Annotated in this window: 22 protein-coding genes and 1 pseudogene; 3 read left to right on the top strand and 20 right to left on the bottom strand. The window is 35.7% G+C overall.

Going from position 1 to position 18,695, the window contains the following annotated elements:
* The first annotated feature begins 573 nt into the window (after positions 1 to 573).
* Positions 574 to 717, top strand: coding sequence for a hypothetical protein (locus tag AB3210_RS01395; protein WP_226079608.1), 144 nt, complete (start codon positions 574 to 576; stop codon positions 715 to 717).
* A 201-nt stretch (positions 718 to 918) separates the two neighbouring features.
* Here AB3210_RS01395 and AB3210_RS01390 read toward each other — a convergent pair whose 3' ends face one another.
* Both AB3210_RS01390 and AB3210_RS01385 read right to left on the bottom strand, forming a co-directional pair.
* The gene (locus AB3210_RS01390; protein ID WP_226079692.1) at positions 919 to 1,839 is read right to left on the bottom strand and encodes a patatin-like phospholipase family protein; all 921 of its coding nucleotides are present in this window, start codon (positions 1,837 to 1,839) and stop codon (positions 919 to 921) included.
* Between the two features lie 4 nt (positions 1,840 to 1,843).
* Positions 1,844 to 2,062: a hypothetical protein gene (locus tag AB3210_RS01385; RefSeq protein ID WP_012673232.1), complete on the bottom strand. Its 219-nt coding sequence runs from the start codon at positions 2,060 to 2,062 to the stop codon at positions 1,844 to 1,846.
* A 124-nt stretch (positions 2,063 to 2,186) separates the two neighbouring features.
* On the opposite strand from AB3210_RS01385, the gene AB3210_RS01380 reads away from it, so the two are divergent.
* Positions 2,187 to 2,723, top strand: a complete 537-nt coding sequence (locus tag AB3210_RS01380) for an ankyrin repeat domain-containing protein (protein WP_208571646.1) — start codon at positions 2,187 to 2,189, stop codon at positions 2,721 to 2,723.
* Here the strand turns inward: AB3210_RS01380 and AB3210_RS01375 are convergent.
* The 6 genes from AB3210_RS01375 to AB3210_RS01350 form a co-directional block, all read right to left on the bottom strand.
* Complete coding sequence (locus tag AB3210_RS01375; protein WP_226079607.1) at positions 2,689 to 3,669, bottom strand: phage late control D family protein; 981 nt, start codon at positions 3,667 to 3,669, stop codon at positions 2,689 to 2,691. The two genes, AB3210_RS01380 and AB3210_RS01375, sit on opposite strands and share 35 nt — an antisense overlap.
* A gap of 1 nt (position 3,670) precedes the next feature.
* On the bottom strand, positions 3,671 to 3,844 hold the full coding sequence (locus AB3210_RS01370; protein WP_255586148.1) for a tail protein X: 174 nt from the start codon (positions 3,842 to 3,844) through the stop codon (positions 3,671 to 3,673).
* A gap of 10 nt (positions 3,845 to 3,854) precedes the next feature.
* Positions 3,855 to 4,271, bottom strand: coding sequence for a phage tail protein (locus tag AB3210_RS01365; protein ID WP_191110947.1), 417 nt, complete (start codon positions 4,269 to 4,271; stop codon positions 3,855 to 3,857).
* A 3-nt stretch (positions 4,272 to 4,274) separates the two neighbouring features.
* Positions 4,275 to 6,446 carry a phage tail tape measure protein gene (locus tag AB3210_RS01360; RefSeq protein ID WP_226079606.1) on the bottom strand — a complete coding sequence of 724 codons (2,172 nt, stop codon included), beginning with the start codon at positions 6,444 to 6,446 and terminating at the stop codon, positions 4,275 to 4,277.
* Between the two features lie 112 nt (positions 6,447 to 6,558).
* Positions 6,559 to 6,810 carry a phage tail assembly protein gene (locus AB3210_RS01355; protein WP_015588509.1) on the bottom strand — a complete coding sequence of 84 codons (252 nt, stop codon included), beginning with the start codon at positions 6,808 to 6,810 and terminating at the stop codon, positions 6,559 to 6,561.
* A 16-nt stretch (positions 6,811 to 6,826) separates the two neighbouring features.
* On the bottom strand, positions 6,827 to 7,255 hold the full coding sequence (locus tag AB3210_RS01350; RefSeq protein WP_353272078.1) for a phage major tail tube protein: 429 nt from the start codon (positions 7,253 to 7,255) through the stop codon (positions 6,827 to 6,829).
* A gap of 12 nt (positions 7,256 to 7,267) precedes the next feature.
* On the opposite strand from AB3210_RS01350, the gene AB3210_RS01345 reads away from it, so the two are divergent.
* A complete protein-coding gene (locus AB3210_RS01345) occupies positions 7,268 to 8,680 on the top strand; it encodes an IS4-like element ISWosp2 family transposase (protein WP_214303148.1) in 1,413 nt (470 codons plus the stop codon).
* A gap of 6 nt (positions 8,681 to 8,686) precedes the next feature.
* Here the strand turns inward: AB3210_RS01345 and AB3210_RS01340 are convergent.
* The 12 genes and pseudogenes from AB3210_RS01340 to AB3210_RS01285 all read right to left on the bottom strand — a co-directional run.
* Positions 8,687 to 8,836 (bottom strand): annotated as a pseudogene (locus AB3210_RS01340) (phage major tail tube protein); the annotation flags it as partial.
* 14 nt (positions 8,837 to 8,850) lie between these two features.
* A complete protein-coding gene (locus AB3210_RS01335; RefSeq protein WP_264683027.1) occupies positions 8,851 to 10,011 on the bottom strand; it encodes a phage tail sheath subtilisin-like domain-containing protein in 1,161 nt (386 codons plus the stop codon).
* A gap of 15 nt (positions 10,012 to 10,026) precedes the next feature.
* On the bottom strand, positions 10,027 to 10,584 hold the full coding sequence (locus tag AB3210_RS01330) for a hypothetical protein (protein ID WP_264683025.1): 558 nt from the start codon (positions 10,582 to 10,584) through the stop codon (positions 10,027 to 10,029).
* A 6-nt stretch (positions 10,585 to 10,590) separates the two neighbouring features.
* Complete coding sequence (locus tag AB3210_RS01325) at positions 10,591 to 12,012, bottom strand: hypothetical protein (RefSeq protein ID WP_264683024.1); 1,422 nt, start codon at positions 12,010 to 12,012, stop codon at positions 10,591 to 10,593.
* Positions 12,009 to 12,203, bottom strand: a complete 195-nt coding sequence (locus AB3210_RS01320; protein ID WP_265014487.1) for a hypothetical protein — start codon at positions 12,201 to 12,203, stop codon at positions 12,009 to 12,011. The genes AB3210_RS01325 and AB3210_RS01320 overlap by 4 nt, the downstream gene beginning before the upstream one ends.
* Entirely contained in the window at positions 12,203 to 13,393 is a 1,191-nt protein-coding gene (locus tag AB3210_RS01315) for a hypothetical protein (RefSeq protein ID WP_265014486.1), read from the bottom strand. Before AB3210_RS01315 ends, AB3210_RS01320 begins: the two co-directional genes overlap by 1 nt.
* 11 nt (positions 13,394 to 13,404) lie before the next feature.
* Positions 13,405 to 15,342, bottom strand: a complete 1,938-nt coding sequence (locus tag AB3210_RS01310) for a DUF4815 domain-containing protein (RefSeq protein ID WP_265014485.1) — start codon at positions 15,340 to 15,342, stop codon at positions 13,405 to 13,407.
* 16 nt (positions 15,343 to 15,358) lie between these two features.
* A complete protein-coding gene (locus AB3210_RS01305; RefSeq protein ID WP_265014484.1) occupies positions 15,359 to 16,045 on the bottom strand; it encodes a hypothetical protein in 687 nt (228 codons plus the stop codon).
* 20 nt (positions 16,046 to 16,065) lie between these two features.
* The gene (locus AB3210_RS01300) at positions 16,066 to 17,283 is read right to left on the bottom strand and encodes a phage tail protein (protein ID WP_264683017.1); all 1,218 of its coding nucleotides are present in this window, start codon (positions 17,281 to 17,283) and stop codon (positions 16,066 to 16,068) included.
* A gap of 6 nt (positions 17,284 to 17,289) precedes the next feature.
* Complete coding sequence (locus tag AB3210_RS01295; RefSeq protein ID WP_264683015.1) at positions 17,290 to 18,087, bottom strand: baseplate J/gp47 family protein; 798 nt, start codon at positions 18,085 to 18,087, stop codon at positions 17,290 to 17,292.
* A 9-nt stretch (positions 18,088 to 18,096) separates the two neighbouring features.
* On the bottom strand, positions 18,097 to 18,432 hold the full coding sequence (locus AB3210_RS01290; protein ID WP_264683014.1) for a GPW/gp25 family protein: 336 nt from the start codon (positions 18,430 to 18,432) through the stop codon (positions 18,097 to 18,099).
* Between the two features lie 5 nt (positions 18,433 to 18,437).
* On the bottom strand, positions 18,438 to 18,692 hold the full coding sequence (locus tag AB3210_RS01285) for a PAAR domain-containing protein (protein ID WP_065094333.1): 255 nt from the start codon (positions 18,690 to 18,692) through the stop codon (positions 18,438 to 18,440).
* Positions 18,693 to 18,695: the final 3 nt, after the last annotated feature.

The following is an 18,695-nucleotide window of genomic DNA, read 5'->3' as shown; positions in this document are numbered from 1 at the left end:
CTTGTAGATACTATATTTTACATAAATTCTTCATGCGAGGCCTTTATGTTTACTAATAGAATATCTAATAATCTGGATCAGCTGCAATTTTTTGTAGAGTTTTTAAATGAAAATTATAAAATTCAGAAACATCTTAGTCTTACGCTTATAACTTCTTCATTTGATCATGAGTAGATCAGTTGTCTCAGCTGCAATAGAGACACCTGCCTTAAGTAGCTACGTCAATTTTCTCTGTTTTTGCCCCTTTTTTTTCGCTGATGATGATGTCTTCATTCTTCTCAGTAGCCAACATTCTTTTTAAAGTATAATCGTTACGTGCACCAAAGCATTAATAATTATACACAATTGTGAAGAAATATTCAATCTTTTTATTGTTTTGAATGTGTTGATGAAAAAAACGTCTGTCAGAGATCATCTGAGAATTGCATTTTAGGCTTTAGATGTAGAAGGGGTCTTATCGTCTTTTTATCAATACTCTAAAAATAGGCTTAAATCGCCAAGAGATGGATATCATGAATTTAGTAGCGTAAAAACATCAAAGATACCTCATATCATAAAGTTTAATGTCAACATTTGGTAGCAACATTCCCGATTTACAAAGCAGAGTCAATAAAGGTTGCAAATAATCTACGTATGTTGGACGTTTCTGTTGATGCTATTTCTAAAATAACAGATTTATCTATTGAGGAACTTGAAAATCACGCTTCCAAAACTTAACCTGAATTAAAAGCAACATTAGTTTACTGATTTCTATACAATATATTAAAATATCAACAAAGGTAATTACATAATTAATTATCTGCATTGCTGAATGAAATTCTTGTGCTTCTGTATTCAATATATAATATTAAAAAAATATTTTAGTAAATTTATTAAAGTAGATACTAGAAACTCGCTTATTTCGTTTTTCTAGCTCAGTTATAGTTTTGGATTTTGCTTGCAGAATTTGTCTATCACTTTCTGGTTATCCTCTATCATTTTACTTGCCTCTTGCTGAAGAAATTTGATATTTTTGAGTGTAATATTGTCCATCTCAGTCGATGCTACTTTCAATTGCGATTGTATTCTTATGTATTTATCATCTATTACTTGTTCTAGTTGATAATCAACGCAATCCAATCCAGAAGCAAACATCACATTCAGTAGTGGCTTGATCCACCCTATTTTGCCAAATCTCCTTGAGTTAGCATACTTTATACTTCTATTTGTTCCACCAGTGCCTATTGATAGCAGTATAATCTCATCATTTGGAAATAATCTCTTGCCACTTGCATATGCACAAGCTGCTGGATTATTAGCAAACACTCCGCCATCTATCAACACTCTCTCTGTTTGGCTAATTTTCAGACGTTTTGGTGTGAAGTACGTTGGAGCAGCTGTTGTAGCTCTGAGTGCATCTTTCAACTTAATGTTTTTTTCTTTCCAACTTTTGAAGAAAAATTCACAACTATTGTGAATGTCATAACTGGTGAGCAGTAGATTACTTGCAACATCGGCCATAGTACTTTCACCAAAGTATTTGTTGAGAATAAATTCCATATTTCTATACGAGTACTGAGAACCACTCAGCCAAGAAGCAATTGATTTTCTCCAAAATGATGATTGAAAGATATAAGCTCCATACTCTTGGTAAAGTCCAACTAAATCATTGGCAGAGTATTGAGGTTTATTGCTTTTACAAAGTCCAGCAACAATAATCCCACCGGTTGAGGTGCCTGCCATTAAATCAAAAATCTGGGAAATTGGCTTTTTTGTCCTAGATTCAATTTCTGCTAGAATAATGGCAGGAATTATTCCTCTGATTCCACCTCCATCAACAGATAAAATATACTTTGCCACTTTTTTATTTTTGTCTCTGCTCAAGTTCATTAACTTCCTCAGCAAGGTTTTTGACCCTTTCTTCAAGGCGATAGATGATTTCTGTAGTCCTTTGATTTTGCTCTATAAATTTATCATGCATATGCACTCTTAAGTCGAGCTTAGCTAGCCACCAGATCAATGCTATTGTTTGTATCACCATAGTAGCAATTACTGCTACAGGGATCTTTCCTGTGTTTGTCATCTTTTTTAAAGGAAAAGTTGTATATATACATATACAAGATTCATCAAAAATACGTCCAAAAAATCTTTTCTAAAATAAAGTTAATTAGTTGCACTAAACAAGCGATGTAAATAATATAATCAACATGAAATCTAGCCTTTTTTGGAAATTGTTAACAAGTTCAATAATACCGATAATATGCGTTATTGTTCTGTATCAGCACTTTAGTACAGACCAATTATCAAAAGATGTGCCAATAAAAAGTAAGGCAAGTGGCAATGATCTGGAAACATTATCTACTGCAGCTGAAAAATGTAATTTAGATACTGTAAGATCCTTAATAAAAAATGTAGTAGATATCAATGCTACTCATCATTTTGGTGCAACATCATTACACTATGCTACAAGCGGAGGCTGTTTAGAAGTCGTAAAATTTCTAATTGAAGAAGGCATTGATGTAAATACTACTGATGCTTTTAGCTGGACAGCTCTGCACTATGCTGTACGAAAAGGACATCTGGAAATTGCTAAATTTCTACTGAAAAATGGAGCAAATCCTTCTGCTAAAAACAAAGATAAAAAAACTCCTTTAGATCTTGCTGTAGAGGAATTAAACAATAATAAAGAAGATATCTATGAGGAAATTATCAATTTACTTTCCAACTATCAATTATTCCCGTAACAATAGTACGATAGCCAAGGTTATCAATTACATGCTCAGCCCTATTTATTATCCATTTACCATAAACTCCTTTGCGAAATCCAGAAAGATTAATCTTTGCTTCAGCAAATAATTCAGGATTTCCTGGCATTGTGACATTGAGTGTTGCTGCATTACTCATCAGCTGATTCAACTTCGCAGATGCTGCACTTTGTGCCAAATCACTACTTGCATAAATATCTCGCAAAATATAGCTTGGTTCTTGATCACCTACTTTTTCCGTTATTGTCTCTGCTTTTTCATAATCATACCAGTAAGCAATAACCGAGCCATATTGATTACGCTCATTAAATTTTACTTTCCAATTTGTAATATCTCTAGGTGTTAAAGTAATAGTGCTTAAAGTTTTTCCGGTAACTGATTTTGCTTTTCCTTTTGAAACAAACAGTAAATATCCTCCTGCAGGTTTTGCTATTGCTCCATAAATTTGAGCAAGCCTGGTTAAAAAATGCATATCGCTCTCTGCAGTTTGATCAATATGTGATATCATGATATTTACAAACTCTGCAGCAACCTTAGCTTGATAGCCATGTTTGTCTGCAATCTTTTTTACCAAATCATTTAAGGTGATTTGATGCCACTCATTAAACACTTGTTCCTTTAATGACTCTTTTAGATCCGCTGCATGACTCTTGATTTTTAGTCCTTGTGGCGGGCCTTGTAGCGTAATTTCATTCACTATGTAATCTCCCATCGGCACAATGCCAGTTTCTTTATACCCAAGTAAAATATTTAGCTTTGCCCCAGTTCTAGGAATTTCAAATAATGAATCACGGTCATCAAGATGAATTACAGCAGTATCACTTATTACTCCAGCTTCATCAGTAATATGCATTGATACTAACCGACTTTTTATCAACTCAGTGATTAAAATTCCCTCTACTGAAATACTAAAGTCTGGTGTCATTTTAATCCCATAGTTTTACTACTTGCTTTTGTGTCTCTTTTTGAATAACAGGAAGTTTAATGATTAATCCTGCAGGAAGAAGTTCGTACTCTGAAAGCCCAGGATTAGCTCTTAACACAATCTCAACTGCTCCTGAGCTGAATCCATAGTAGTTCCAGCAGATTAAATCTAACATATCATTTTCCTTAGTTTTGTAATATATCATTATCAAGTTGTATATCATCAACTGGATTATTTAGTGATCCGTCTGACAACACGTTATCATAGTGCTTCAAACTTAAGTGAAACTCAATCTTTCTTGCTTCACCATTTGGAAAAAAATATCTCTGCGTTTCTTCTATTTTCACAATAACAAAATGGCCTAAAATGTTACCTTGGCCATCAATGAGTAAAAGAGGTTTCGATAAATTTCGCATATTATTTATTTGCCCCAGTCCTCCTGAATAGATTACTCCCGCAAGCTCAATAACGTCCTCTCCAGGACCAATACTTTGAAGTAATGGCTTTTCTCCAATACGCTCAAGTGCAGGCCAGCGATATTCATTCCTGCGTGTGAAACCTCGCTCAGTTAATGAAAATCTATATGGACCAAGAGACAGCATAATTTAATTTATATCATAAAGTGCGCCACTAAATTGCTCTCTAATTCGCTCCATTACTTCATCAGCAATGCTACGTGTATCTTGCCCAGGGGTTGAATGAATATTAATACTGAAGTGATTATTTTGAGTTTTATTCTCTACAGCTTTACTGTGTGCCGCAATGGGGTACTTAAGAGAATCACTTATAACGTTATTTACAGACTTAACTTCTAGTTTAGACTCATTTCTTTTATTCCACAGATTACTGATTGTTCTAAAGGGCTGAGTAATATTATTCCAAAATTTTCCTACCCAATCAGAAAAAGATTTCCATACAATTTTCACTGATTCCCAGATAGTAACAAAAAAGTTCTTTACCACTTGCCATTTGGTAATTATCAAAGTTGCAGCAACAGCAAGACCGCCAATAACGAGTCCCATAGGATTACTCATTAAAGCAATTGTCAATGCTTTAAATCCAACAATAATTGCTGGAAAAACTGCAGAAAGACCTATTTTTACTAAAGTAATAACAGATCCAAACATTTTCCAAGTAGACAAAAAAGCGAATAAGGAACCTTTTACAAAAGTCCAAGCATAGCCAAGAGATATAGCTGCTATTTTAATGCTAATCAACGCTGTAGTAGTACTCATGATTACTGTAGTCAATACTGGATATTCCTTGGCATAAAGTGCTACTTGTGTAGTTGCTGACCTCAGAAGATTAACAGTAAAATTTAAAGGTGGTAATAATACAGAACCAAGATTCATTCCTACTTCTGCTATTGAATTCTTAAGTAGCTGAAGATTATTTGCTGTAGTATTTGCTCTATTTTCAAACTCTCTTTGCATTGAGCCCTTATATTCCCCGTTTATTAATCGTAAAGATTTTTTGTACTCGTCAAGACTACCAATGAGTAGTGCTATATCGTCTTGATATTCAAGACCAAAGAGATCAAAAAGAACGCTAGAACGTTCTTGCTTACCTAGTTTTGCAATTGTTTCTAAAAACTTAACTAATGTGCCTTGTGCATTCTTGCCAATTGCTTTTTCAAATTCCTTAGCATTTATTTTTAGCTGCTGAAAAGCTTTTTGAAAATTGCCACCTTGCTTACTTGCTGTTTGCAACTTACTGAGCATCGCATTAATTGCTGTACCTGCTTTTTCGGGGGTCTTACCAAGACTAATGAAGCTACTTGCTAAAGCTCCCGCTTCTACTGCAGTTAAGCCAAATTGCCTTGCTGTACCACCGATTCTGTTTAATGCAGGAACAATGTCTTTAGCTTTTGCTGCAGTGTTATCAGAGATATGGTTTATTGCATCACCAATGCCTTTCATTTCACCAATTTCAATTTGATAAATATTAGAAAGTTTAGCAATAGCGTCTCCTGCTTCTTCTGCTGACATATCAAATGCAGTTGCCATTTTGGCCACAGTGTCTGTAAAAGTCGTAAGATCTTTAGCTTTAATACCAAGTTGACCACCACTTGCAGTAATTTGCGCAAGTTCTGCCGCAGATAGCGGAATTGTACGCGACATTTCCTTTAATGTTTCCCCAAGTTTTGTTAAGCCATTTACATCTGTATCTTCAAACTTTACAACTTTCTTTACATCAGCCATGGCACTCTCAAAACTAATTGCAGCCTTAAGTGGTGCTGCAAGGGTGAGGCCAAGTGCCACAGCATCCATCATTTGAGCTTTGAAATTTGCTCTTTGTGCTAAAACTCCTTTACGTTTTTGCATTACGGAATTTAAAGCTGTATAGTTATTTTTAAGCTTTTCAATAGAAGAGCCAAGTTTAACTTGATCTCCAATAAGAGATTTTATATCTCTACCACTTTTACTGAACTCCGTGCGTAAATGGTGGAGAGCACTTCTTTTTTGTAAATAAGCTGTTTTAGCTTTCAGCGCTGCAGTTTTAGACCTTGTAAACTCGTTTTGCAGGCTCTTACTTGGTGCTCCTGTATTTTTTATCTGCTGAGCAAGAGATTTTGTTTTTATTTCTAGTTCATTCCAAGAACGCCTAGCAAGCAGAGCATCGTGGCTTAATTGTTTAAACTTGAATACTGATTTACTTGATGATTCAAGTTGTTTTATCGTACTACCAATACGAGAAAGTTGCTTCGTGCTACCTGCTATCGTACTATTAAAACTGCTTTGCAGTGTTGCTCCAATTACTATAGAAATTGCCTTCATTTGTATAATTTTCCGCTACTTTCAAACCAAGTAATAAATTCTTCAATATCCATATCAAGCCACTGATTGATTCCACCACCAACCATTGAGCTAAGTGATAATATGCTCAACCTCAATTCTTCTGCTGAGACAAAAAACCTTGTAACGTTTCTTGAATCTTATTGTAGTCTGCTAAATCAAATTCTTCTACTGCTTCTCTTGAAATACTTGCAAGATTTGCAATCAGTGCTACTTCTTTCTCTGCATCGCTATTACCCATACGTTCAACAGCTAAACGATCTCGAACTTTTGGACGGCGTAGAGTTAGCTCTGAAACTAAAATTCCATCGATTTTTATTGGTTCAGTTAATTTAATTTTTTGCATTGTTTTACCCTTTTAGTTAAATTCCTAAAGCTGTGCGCATAGAAGTCATTTGATCAACACCATCGATCTTGCGAATCATATTCTCAGCGTCAATTTCAATCAATTCTCTGCCATCAATGGTAAGCTTATAATAGTTGGCAGCAATTATACATTTTAGTGTTGCTTTTTCAGCAGCCTTCCAGTTACCAAAATCAAGTTCCTTAAAGAGCCCTCTTAAGTTAATTACTACTGATTCGGCATCACTACTTCCCTGCAAACCTCCTCTTAAAGTAAGAGAAACAGCATTATTGTTTATCAATCCGAAAAGTCTAAAGAGCTCAGAGTCATATTCAGAAAAAGTGAAATCTGCTTCAAGCTTTTCCATGCCCATATCAATACTTACTATTACCCACAAATATAAATGGACATAAAAATAAAGTATTACAACATTAAAGTTTGCAAACATTGAGGGTAAAAAATGGCAAACAGGAATAATGAATGGGCTGAAAATGAATTTGGAGATGCTGTACTTGGAGATAAAAGGTTAACTGACCGATTAGTAAATATTGCTGATAGTTTTACAAGTTTACCTGAAAGCTCAATCAATCAGGCGTGTGGAAGTTGGTCAGAAGCAAAAGCAGCATATCGTTTTTTTCAAAATGAGAACGTGAAAGAAGGCGATATTCTAGCTTCACACGTTGCTAAAACAGTTGAAAGAACAAAAGCCCATAAAAAAATTTTTGTGATCCAAGATACAAGTTATATTTCATACACAGACCATGAAAAAACAAGTGGATTGGGAGTTATTACAAGAAAACATAGTCAAGGTATTATAATGCATACAGCTCTAGCTGTTAGTATAGAAGGTTTGGTACTAGGGATACTAGATCAAAAAATTTATTCAAGACCTGAAGAATCTGAAAACATAAAAAAAAAGAACAATGACAGTATCCGCATTGAAGATAAAGAGAGTATAAAATGGTTAGAAACTTTAAGCAACACAAACAACATTATTGATTCAACTCAAACTGAGACTATAACCATATGCGATAGAGAAGCAGATATATATGAGTTTTTTGAGCTTGCATATAATCTTAATTCGGCAGTGTTAGTTAGAGCTTCCAAAGATAGGGCAGTAAATAGAAAATCTCGATATCCTGAAAAAGGTGAGCAGAAGTTATGGGAATTTATTAAATCCTCTCATTGTGCAGGTACGGTAAAAGTTGAAGTTCCTGCAAAAGATAATAAGCCAAAAAGAACAGCACATTTGGAAGTTAGATTCGGAAAGTTTATTATGCATCCATCTAAGAATAGTATTAGGCATAAGACAGAAGAATTACTTAAATTACCACACTATGCAGTTTACGTTGTTGAAAAAGACTTTCCTTCTGAAACAAATCCGCTAGAGTGGATGCTTTTAACAAATCTTCCAGTCAATACCTTTGATGAAGCTGTTGAAAAAGTTAGGTGGTATTGTCTTAGATGGAAAATAGAAATATTACATAAAATTTTAAAATCTGGTCTCAAAGTTGAAGAATGTAGGCTTGGAACAGCAGAAAGGTTGATGCGATATTTAACAGTAATGAGTATTATTGCTTGGAGAATTTTCTTTATTACAACAATTGCAAGAACTGATCCAACATTACCGTGTACTACCTTATTAGCCGAAGAAGAATGGAAAGTTCTATATGTAAAAATACATAGAAAACCATGTTCAAATGCAACTCCTACTATAAAAGAAGCTGTTTCATGGATTGCTCAACTTGGAGGACATTTGGCTAGAAAAAATGATCTAGAACCAGGCCCCATTACTATTTGGAAAGGATGGAGACGTCTCTTTGATCTAGCAGAAGGATGGCGACTTGCTCACGAACTTTATATTTGTGGGTAATAGTAAGATATCAATATTTATTGGAATATCCATACCACCAGCTCTGTATTCTTCTGTTTTTATGGTAAGTTTTGGCAAGGTTACTTCATCTATTTTTCCTGCATAGCCACGACCATCAACAAATACGTTAAAATTCTTTAGGATCTTTGGTAACATCTCTCTTTCTCCTTTTACAATATTGCGCCACTCACAAGGTGTGACCTGAAAGTAATCTGTTCAGCTGGATATGGTGGCGTGAACTCAAAATCAAAAGACACTTTTCCGCTTGCAATATTTGTTGGTGTATTGAGCTCTGGAGTTGCATAACATTTTCCGCTAATAATCGCCCCTTGCGCTTTTAAATTTGCAAGATAAGAATTTACCCCCTCAATCACATCATCTATATAAGTTTTGGTAATATTGCGATCAACTGCCCATAAATGAGCTCGAAGTAGACTATCGTTGATTAAATCTGCAGTCCTTCTCACTGACAAAAAAGCCCATTTTGAGTCATTTGAACATGTTCTATTTCCCCAAAGCCTATAGCCATTTTGATGAATTATCGTTGTTACTTCATTTTCATTTAAATGGTTTGCTCTACAATTTGTATTACCGAGCGTAAAATCAATAGGCCTGCTTGTTCCAACAATACCATTTATTTCTTTATTTGAAGGTGAGTGCCAGAAGCCTTGCTCGCTGTCTATCTTAGCTATTAAACCAGCTACAAATGGACTCGATGGCAAGATTTTTTCTTTTCCTTCAATAAATAACTTAATCCATGGGTCAACTACGTAAACTCTTGAGCTGCCTACACTTTTTCTCCATTTTATTGCTTCTTCATCATTAGTATTTGGTCCGTCTGCAACAATAATTGCTCTTAATTTTTCTGCTATGGAAATTAAAGCACTCACTACTGGATTTACTCCATCTATTTCAGGTAACTGATGAGTAAACTGAGGTGCAATTAATATTCTTGGAGCAACATGAACTATGCTTTCACTGCTTAAGAACGCTTGAATTCCCTGATATTCTCCAGTTTCTTCGTTAACTCCACCAATGACATTGCTGAGCGTCTCTTCTACTTTCTCCTCAACTCGAATAACTACTACTGTTGCACCAATTTGGGAAAAAATTGCATTAATAGCTGAAGGCAAAGTCCCAGATTGACCAAGTTTTGCTGCTTCTTTTAAGCTTCCTGCTATTAATATTGGTTTATTTAGTGGAAACTTTTGCCCGTCAGCATCAGGTGCAGTACCAATTACTCCAATTACCGATGATTTAGCTGTTCGTACTGTCCTCGCTCCTGAGGTAACCTCGATAACATTTACTCCATGTAGAAACTGTTCTGTCATTTCTTTTTCCCCTTTTCAACTTTCTTGCATTTTTTGTTTACAATCATCTAGCAAAGTTTGCAGCTCTTCCTTACTTTTAGCTTCACCGATTTCCCTTTCAGCTATATCCACCAATTCTTCGCACTTGATTATTGCTTTTTTCGCTCTTTTTGCTTTTTCCTGAATTATTCTTGCCATTTCTACTACTGAAATTCCTCGGACTTTTGCTAATGGCTCTATAATTTCTGCATCTTTTTTGTCTATAGATTCTGGTGCTGCTAAAATGTTCTCTGCGGCTTTTGCTTGTATTTCGTACGACTTAGACTTCTGATGAGAATATCCTGAGTATTGGTGAGTATAGTTATCATAATAAGCATGAAGATTAGAAAGTGCAGAAAACTTCGCATTTTGTAGTAACTCCAATTCAATATCTTCTTGATTCCGCTGAGCAATTTTGCCTCCTTCTGTTAAACAATAGCTTTTTTGCCAATCAAAATCTTCTGGTGCTTCATACCAATCATTTTCAGTTGGCTTGCTTTCAAGTGTTGTTGTTTCTACTTGTTTATCATTTTCAAATCTAATGTAGATAGACATTGTTTGTTACCTCCAAATCTCATACGTGTTAGATAATCCTGGACATTGCCAAGCTTTTAGCGTTCTCTCCACATCTACTTCAAGTCCTGTAGTTAGAACATTGCTACGTATGTTATAAATCCCCCACTGAATAAATTGACCATAGTTGTGTACATAATTTGATGCAAGCATACCTTGACTAACTTGTGTCCTGGAATACAGGTAAGATGATGTGTAAAGTAATATTGCAACTGTTTTTCCTGCTGGAATCTCCACATTACCAGATCCAGCTAACTTGCTATCAGAACTCATGTATTGGTAAACATTTTTCCATACTATTTTTGAAATACTTGATTTATTAGAATTAGTGTTATCAGGAGTTCCCACAAATAATCCTGCTCCCCCATACTCCGTACTCGAATACGATGATCCAACAAATTCTATTGTCTTATTTATGTTCACATTGGTTGTATTTTTTACAAATACTACTCCAAGTGCAGCATACGGATAATAGTATATCTCATCATAACTACCAGAAAAACTTTTTGTGCATAACTCTCCGTAAATAAATGTTCCTTTACTTCCCTCTATAAAACTTAGTTGTCTTGGCCGATAAAAACTAACGTAATCTGTATTGTACGTATGGCTACCTGCTAGTAGTTGTAACATATAGTCAGTTTTTGTTATATCACTACTCCACTTTCCAAGCTCTGTCGTAAAAGTTCCGTGGCCAAAATAATTATTTTTTCTGCCAAGTACACCAAATAAGAAAGGTAATGACCCTGGTTCAACCATGTTGCGCTTTCTTATTTCATTTATAAGAGACACTTTTAACTGTTCATCCCGAGTTTTTACCTCATTAGAGATGTTTTCAATTCGAGTTTCTATTTCTCCTATAATTGATGAGCCAGGTGGTACATTATTAACAGCACGAAAATCTTCTACTAAACCTTTAAGACCATCTTTATGACTATTACTAATGCTATTTATTGCTGCAATATTGGCATTCTTTCTCGTATCAAGTAGCGATAAATTTGTTGTTCCTTTTTCATCAATTCTCTTTAATAACTGCTTCTCTGATTCAGAGATCACTGCTAAAGAACTAGCTTTTTTATTATCCAGATCAGTTAAGTGTTTTTTTGCACTATCAAGAAGCTCTTTTAGCTTACCATCAGTCATCTGTACAATTTCAGAAACTGCACTTTTGTCGACTATTGATTCCAATGCTTTAGCAAGATATGCTAATTGATCTGGTGTACTGTTTGCTGCTAAATCCTTAAGCCTCTTTTGTAGTGCATCAATTATTCCTTTTACTTCAGTCATCTGCACAACGTTGGAAATAGCTTTTTTATCTGCTATCAATTCCAGCGATTTTGCAAGATATGCCAGTTGATCAGGTGTACTGTTTGCTGCTAAATCCTTTATCCTTTGGTATATTGCTTCTTTCATTCCCAAAAATTCAAAAAAGTTTCAAATCTAAATCGTTTAAAATTATTTTTTAGTTGATTATGCTCATCTTCTCTTTCGGTAATATCTTCATCTATTTTTTCTATAGCTCTTCGAATACGTACCACATCTTGAACTGCAATATTTTCTGGATGAGGCAGTGGATATCCTCGTTTGGCTTGGTCAACAGTCATTATGTGACAATCACTCTGAGATTTTTTACCTTAGGGCGATAAACAACTGTTCCACTTAAAACTAATTTTATCCTTGTCTCATTGCCATTAAAGTTTGTCAGCACATGAGTTCTCTCTACCAAATTTTCTCCAATTGGTTTTCCTGATGTTAAATTTACTAATTGCCATTCTCCCACGTTTTTCTCTACATAAGTTTTAATGTCTGCAGTGCCAGGTATTAGCGCATCATATGTTATGGTAATTTTAGTGTTAGCTCCTGCTGTAATGCTTCTTGTAACATAATCTCCTTTTTCCCCTATATTACCCATAACTAGCTGTAACCCAGGATATAGCACTGGACTTTTTTCTTTTGACCCTTTTAAATTTGCCTTTACTGTTAGCTCTCCAGATAATCTTTCACGCAGTGCAAGTGGCAAATTATCAGACAAAAAGTTCTCTTTTCCCTCTTCATCTGTTAAGATAAATTCCACATTGGTATCAAATGCTACTTTTTCGACGTTCGTCAAAACAATTAAATCTGATACGTTATTTGCAGTAACCTTGCCAAGATCAATAATGTGAGAAACTTCGCTAAATTTTGCAGCCAAAAGCCGAAACGTTAAGTCTAAGTTCTGATGTGGAGTCCAAGTACTTGCGTTACTAGATGAGAGTAATACTCCTACTTGATATGGCTGACTTGTTACCCAACGGCTATTTACTGCATCATATTTGCCAAGTTCTGCTATTTTGACTGTTGTCTCTGAATCATCGGTAAGTAAAACTATTGCATATTCTTGTCCTGCATGGCAAAACACTGGTGACCAAGTAATACGTGTTGCTGTGCCATCTATCTTTATATCTTTTGGCTCAATATAACTTTCAGCAATGACAGTTTGTGAGGGCATTCCCACTGCTGTTTCTCTAATCTGCACAACAACACGTTTTTTGCCGCTATTTGTGAACCATAAATCTAGACCTCCTATGTGCCTACTCTCATTCAGAGTAAATGTTTGCGCTAAAGGATCAACTCTTCTTGCTGCGATAACTCTTCTTCTCTCTTCTATGGTAATAGTTTTTTTACCAGTATAAGTTGCCTCTCCATAGCTTCCTTTATCCCCATAAAACTGTACTAATTTAGTACCTGCTGGAATATTTGCTGGTACTTTCACCTTTCCCTTTAATTTTCCCTGGTTGTTAGCTCTTTTTTCCACTTTTTTTTCCTCTATGCCATAGGTATAATAGAAATGCCATCAAATTTTATTTCCTTAAGCTTTTCATCTGGCTCAAAACCTTCAATTTCAAAATTCTGTACTGCTTCTCTCATAAATTCAGTTTCGTATGAAGTACTTGACAGCAGCTCTGTCGTTTCTTTAACATTAAATACTCTTGTTACTGGACTTTTCCAATTTGTTTTTACCTCCGTCCAGTGATCTATATTTTTATTTAGAGTAATTTGTGCCGGTACTGGATCAAAAGCTTGATATGGATTGATCTTTTCTCCTTTGGTCTGTAAAAGCTGCTCCAGTACCGGTTCAAGTTCATACGGCAACAAATAAGTTTTTTCTCCTCCATCAATATCAGCAATAGTTACATCTATTGGTAAAATTAGTTCCTTGTTTACTATCGCTGCAGACTGCGAAATTCCTTGATCACGCATATCATCGTCAAAAAACGAATCAACAAATACTCCTTTTTTCGTGGTTGGCTCTCTTGAATTTGCATCATTGCGTAGACGTTCCTGTGCAACAAGAGCATAAAGATCATTTATTCCTTTTTTCATTGCTTCAAGCTCATTCATCGGTACAGCATGAATAGCATTATTCACTATTTTTACCCCTTCTTTTTCTCCGTTTTTCCATGTCTGATGAATGTAGCAGAGCAAAAGTTGTCCGCTAGGTGCTTTAGGCATTGATGGTCGCCAAGGGTGAGCTATACCTTTTATTCTCCTTACTGCTCCTTTGCTATCGATAGTAATTAAATCATAGCGGGGCATTTTCCAGGTGTAATCAATCAAAACCAAGCTGTTATCAACGGCACCTCTTACTTTACATCCCTCTTCACTTATATCTTCAGGGCTTACATGAGTACGACAGCGGTAAGTTATTTGATAACTACTTCCAGGAGCTGGCTCTTTACCAGGTAATGACCAATCAACGTTTCCTGCGTTTAATTTGTAATCTATACTATTTTCATAAATAACATTGCCTTGTTTAATTTGAATAATTTCAAGTACTGCAGAGTCAGGTATCGGATCAATGGCTCCTGAATATGAACCGTGAGTAATGGTAATAGTTTTTTGAACAGTTATATCTACTTTTTTGATTTCACTTATTGGAAAATCATTAACCTTCAGTTCCATTACTCTTTGGCTATTTGGCTGAAAAGTATGTGGCTCTGATTCAACTGATTTTATATCCGGATCTTCATCAAAAGAAACACGAATACTGTGAGGTAACTCAATTTCATAGCCATCAACATGAGCTTTGCCCTCATTAATCACAAATATTTTTTTTCCTCCTTCTCCCTCTTCCTTTTGCAGGAACATTACTTCAAGACCATTTACGACGTAGGAACCATTTGCTTCTTTATCATAACGAGCAAGCGCAGTAGTTACTATATTTGCTTGTGGTGGTGGTGAATGTTCTATCAATACTCCATTTTCAATATTGTAAATTGGGTAAAATTCTCCATTTACAGAAAAAGGGGAAGAAACACCTTCAGATTGATAACCCCAAATGGTAGAAACTTTAAGCCTTGCAGCTCCTACTTCCTGATAGTTTCTTGTACCAACAGCAGGATCACGAAGGTTTTCATCCTCAAGTTCTGTAATCGTAGATTCTACATAATAAACACCTATGCGAACTGTGGTACTCAGTGGAATAACAAATTCTTCTTTTTCGACTTTTCTAACTGCTCCACGAAGATAGATTTTTCCTGATTCAAGCGTAACTTTACCAGTTTCTCTATCTATAATACAATTGCTTCCTGTTATAACATCACCATCACGAAATATTGCATCGCCTATGCCTTTAAGCTTAGAGAGAGCATACTCCTGAGTTTCGTTTAATTCTGCAGACTGTAAACCTCTTCCTGCCAGGAACAAGCTTTTTTCGTATTCTTTGTCAGGATTAAAGCGGTTATAATAGGCGTTTAAAGTCATTTTATGCTAGAAAAATTCAAAAGGTTACAACAAATGAAAAAGTTTCCCGGGTTGCAGCTGTTCTGATAAGTGGTACGGTGTGTTCTAAAACTAACAAAATTCCAAGGTCTTCTATATCTTGAGGTTCAAAATATCTCTGTCCTCTAGGTAATTCTTTTTTTACTTTAGTACCAACCATAACCCCAAGCTCCCTGATAACTTGATTTGCTGCATCCGTGAAATCGAAAGTAAATTTAAGGTACAAATTATTGGTTGGTACATTTGAGGGTTTAAACCTACCTGTGGGAGTTAGAAGCTCTCCATCATCATCACCAGTACAAAAGAGTATCTCATCAACAACACGACGTCCAACTTCCTTAATTAATGTTGCAGAAGTAATTAGTTCCGGTGGTGTGTCTTGAGTGTACTCTATAGTGATTACGCTATCTGCTATAATTGCACCATTTTCTACACGCTCAATAGTGCCTGAGCTACTATCAACTATATAATCTATGCTTGACTGATAAATTGTTTGCCCTGTATAAACTTTTACATCTTTAATAGTGTGGTGATCTAAACTTATCTTGCCGCCTGCTGCAAAAGTTTTTTCAACTTTGTAGCTGCTTTCCCAGGTAGAATCTCCAGATCCCCAAGCAAGATGTATCGGTTGCTCTTTTATGCTCGCAGCAATAGCTGCTCTGCCTGATTGTGTGAGTACTGACATAGTTGATTGTGCAGTTGATATTATGTATATACAAGATCCGTAGAAAAAACGTCCAATTTTTTTGCAATAATAGGATCAAAATCTTTCCAAGGGCGATGTAAGTGGCGATGTTCATGCCAAGTAACCATACCTAGATAGAATGCTGCTACGTAATTTTCTAGCTCATGAATGGGATCTTTCTGTTTTGAATCTGAATCATTTTTACAATCAACGTGATATTCCACTAAATTAGACTCTATTATTTTTTGATCAGTAAAATTCTTCGCTTCATAGTAATAAGTTATACTAAATCGCTCTAAAATTGGTGTACGTTGAAAATTCCAAATCTGCTCAGAAAGTTTATCTTCACTTAAGTGAAATGTATGCTCTATTTCTTCATAAGTAGTTGATGCAAAACAAGCATTGATATCCCCTAAATTCCAACTATCTGACAATACTATCAATGCTTTAGCAAACTTAATTTCTGGCAATAAACTCTGTGGTAGAGGATATAGTGCTTCTAAGTTGTACCACTCATGATTTCTTTCATATGTACCGTTGTAATTCTTCGTGTGAGGCTCTGTCTCTCCTAATGTTGCAACATCTAACCTATATAAATCATTACTGTAACTTCTATCATAATGTGATCTAAAAGTGCCAAATTTAAATCTTGGATTTCCTATTTTCAGCTCAAATGAGTTTTTTCTTCCAAACGATAATACTGGTCCTTCTTTTGCTATTTTTACACCTGAGTAGTCTGAAAGAAGATCTCCAAAAATACTTTCATCTAACATAAACCGCTGAGCATTGTAATAGTCATTGAATATTCGCATTAATCGAGATCTTACCGGTGCAGAAAGTTTTGCCAGAGCAATTACACTATCGACAAAAAAGTCATTAGGAACATCAGAGATGCCAATTTGAAATTCAGCAAAATGCTCTCCTGGTGGTTCTTCTTGAATGGTAATATTATCAATGTTTGCCCACTTCAGCGCCATCTTCAGTGACTGTGGTGTACCGCGCAAACGTTGAAATCTTATTCCGTTTTGCTTAGCTAAGACCCATTCTTTTAATACACTCTTAGTAGCTTTCTTACCCCAGGATAAAATTTCTCCCAAGCCGTATTCCGCTACTAGCCACGGCAACATTTCAGTCTGTGGGTTAAATTTAAATCCCCGTAGAGAATTTGCATCAAAAGAATAATTAATTATGTCTGTAAGTATTTGCTCTTGCTTTGAAGCATTTGGAGGAAGTATCACCAATTTTTACCTAACACTTAAATTATTTAAAGTAACGCATTCATTATCTTGCACGACGATGTCTTCTATCGGCTCTGTAAGCTCTATATTCTGCATACCTTCTATAAAGAGGTGGGCAATAATCCATGATCTGGTAACATTCCACCCTAAACCTTTAGCAGATTCAAGATCTTTGATAAATTGTTCCTTTGCAGCTTCGATAACATCTTTGGATGCAGTAGGGTAAATATGCACTTTAGCATGAATAGTAATGGGAATAATACCACAGCCAATAACTGTAAGCGTATCTGTTAATACACGAATATCATCGCGAATAACGTGATTTCTGACGATCTCTAGCAATTCTTCTGAAGGTACTCCACCATTTTCTGTGGAAAGTATTGAAATCTGTACACTTCCTGGTATAGGTGATACCACTTGCGCATCTTTTACTCTCGTGTCAGCAGATAATGCATGATAGCGATAATGCTCCTTACTCCCTGCTGTTGACCAACCAACAATTTTGGCTTTTACCCGCTTCCTTAAGGATTCATCATTCTCTGACTCCTTTCTCAGCACACCATAAAATTCAGCCAAGTGATCAAGGTCATTACCTCTTGCAAAAGCAAGTAAATTTGCCTGTGCTGCATCATCAATCCTTTGCCTAAGCAAAAGTTCACGCCAGGCTGCTACTTCCAGTATCTTTATTGCTGGATCACTCTCAGTTAGTGCAGAAAAACTTGCATTCCGACGCACTAACTCTTCTTTCATTCGCGAAAAGATTTCCTCAAATTTTAATGTTTCGACAATATTTGGTGTTTTCATCCTACTACCTTATACTATAATACCATCAAGGCGGATCGGCTCTCCATTTGGTAGATAGGTTCCCTCTAAAATGAGAGTTACTTTACCTTCTTTTATTTCTGTTATTTGTACACGTTTAAGCTTAAATCGACGCTCCCACTTTTCTAATGCTTCTGCAACTGCTGCATAAAGTTCTTGTGCAAAACCAGGTACAATTGGATGATCAATCAGCTCAAATAACCTTGATCCGTAATCTCGGCGCATAACACGAGTGCCAATTGGCGTAGTTAAAATATCAACTATTGATTGTTTTAAATGCTCTATACCACTTATTGTTTTACCAGTTTCAGAACTCATACCACGCATATTATTTACCCTGCAAAAACGTTATCACTCCCTTCTTCTGCTATTGCTCCACAGGAAATTAGGTCACCAGTACGAGCAATGGCTTTGCCATTTACAAACACTGCTTTCGACCCTTGTGTCATTACTTTTCCTTCACTAAAATTATCTCCTTGCCTACAGACAGGTCTTCCGTTTATAAATACATCTCTGCTTCCACTTATACAAAAATGCAGCAACGCTCCTTCACAGTGATCTCCTAGGCGTATAACTGATTTATTCATTCC

Source organism: Wolbachia endosymbiont (group B) of Scrobipalpa ocellatella (genome assembly GCF_964188425.1).
Taxonomy (GTDB): Bacteria; Pseudomonadota; Alphaproteobacteria; order Rickettsiales; family Anaplasmataceae; genus Wolbachia.
The sequence above is the reverse complement of the archived record's forward strand: the minus strand, read 5'-3'. Positions and strand labels throughout refer to the sequence as shown.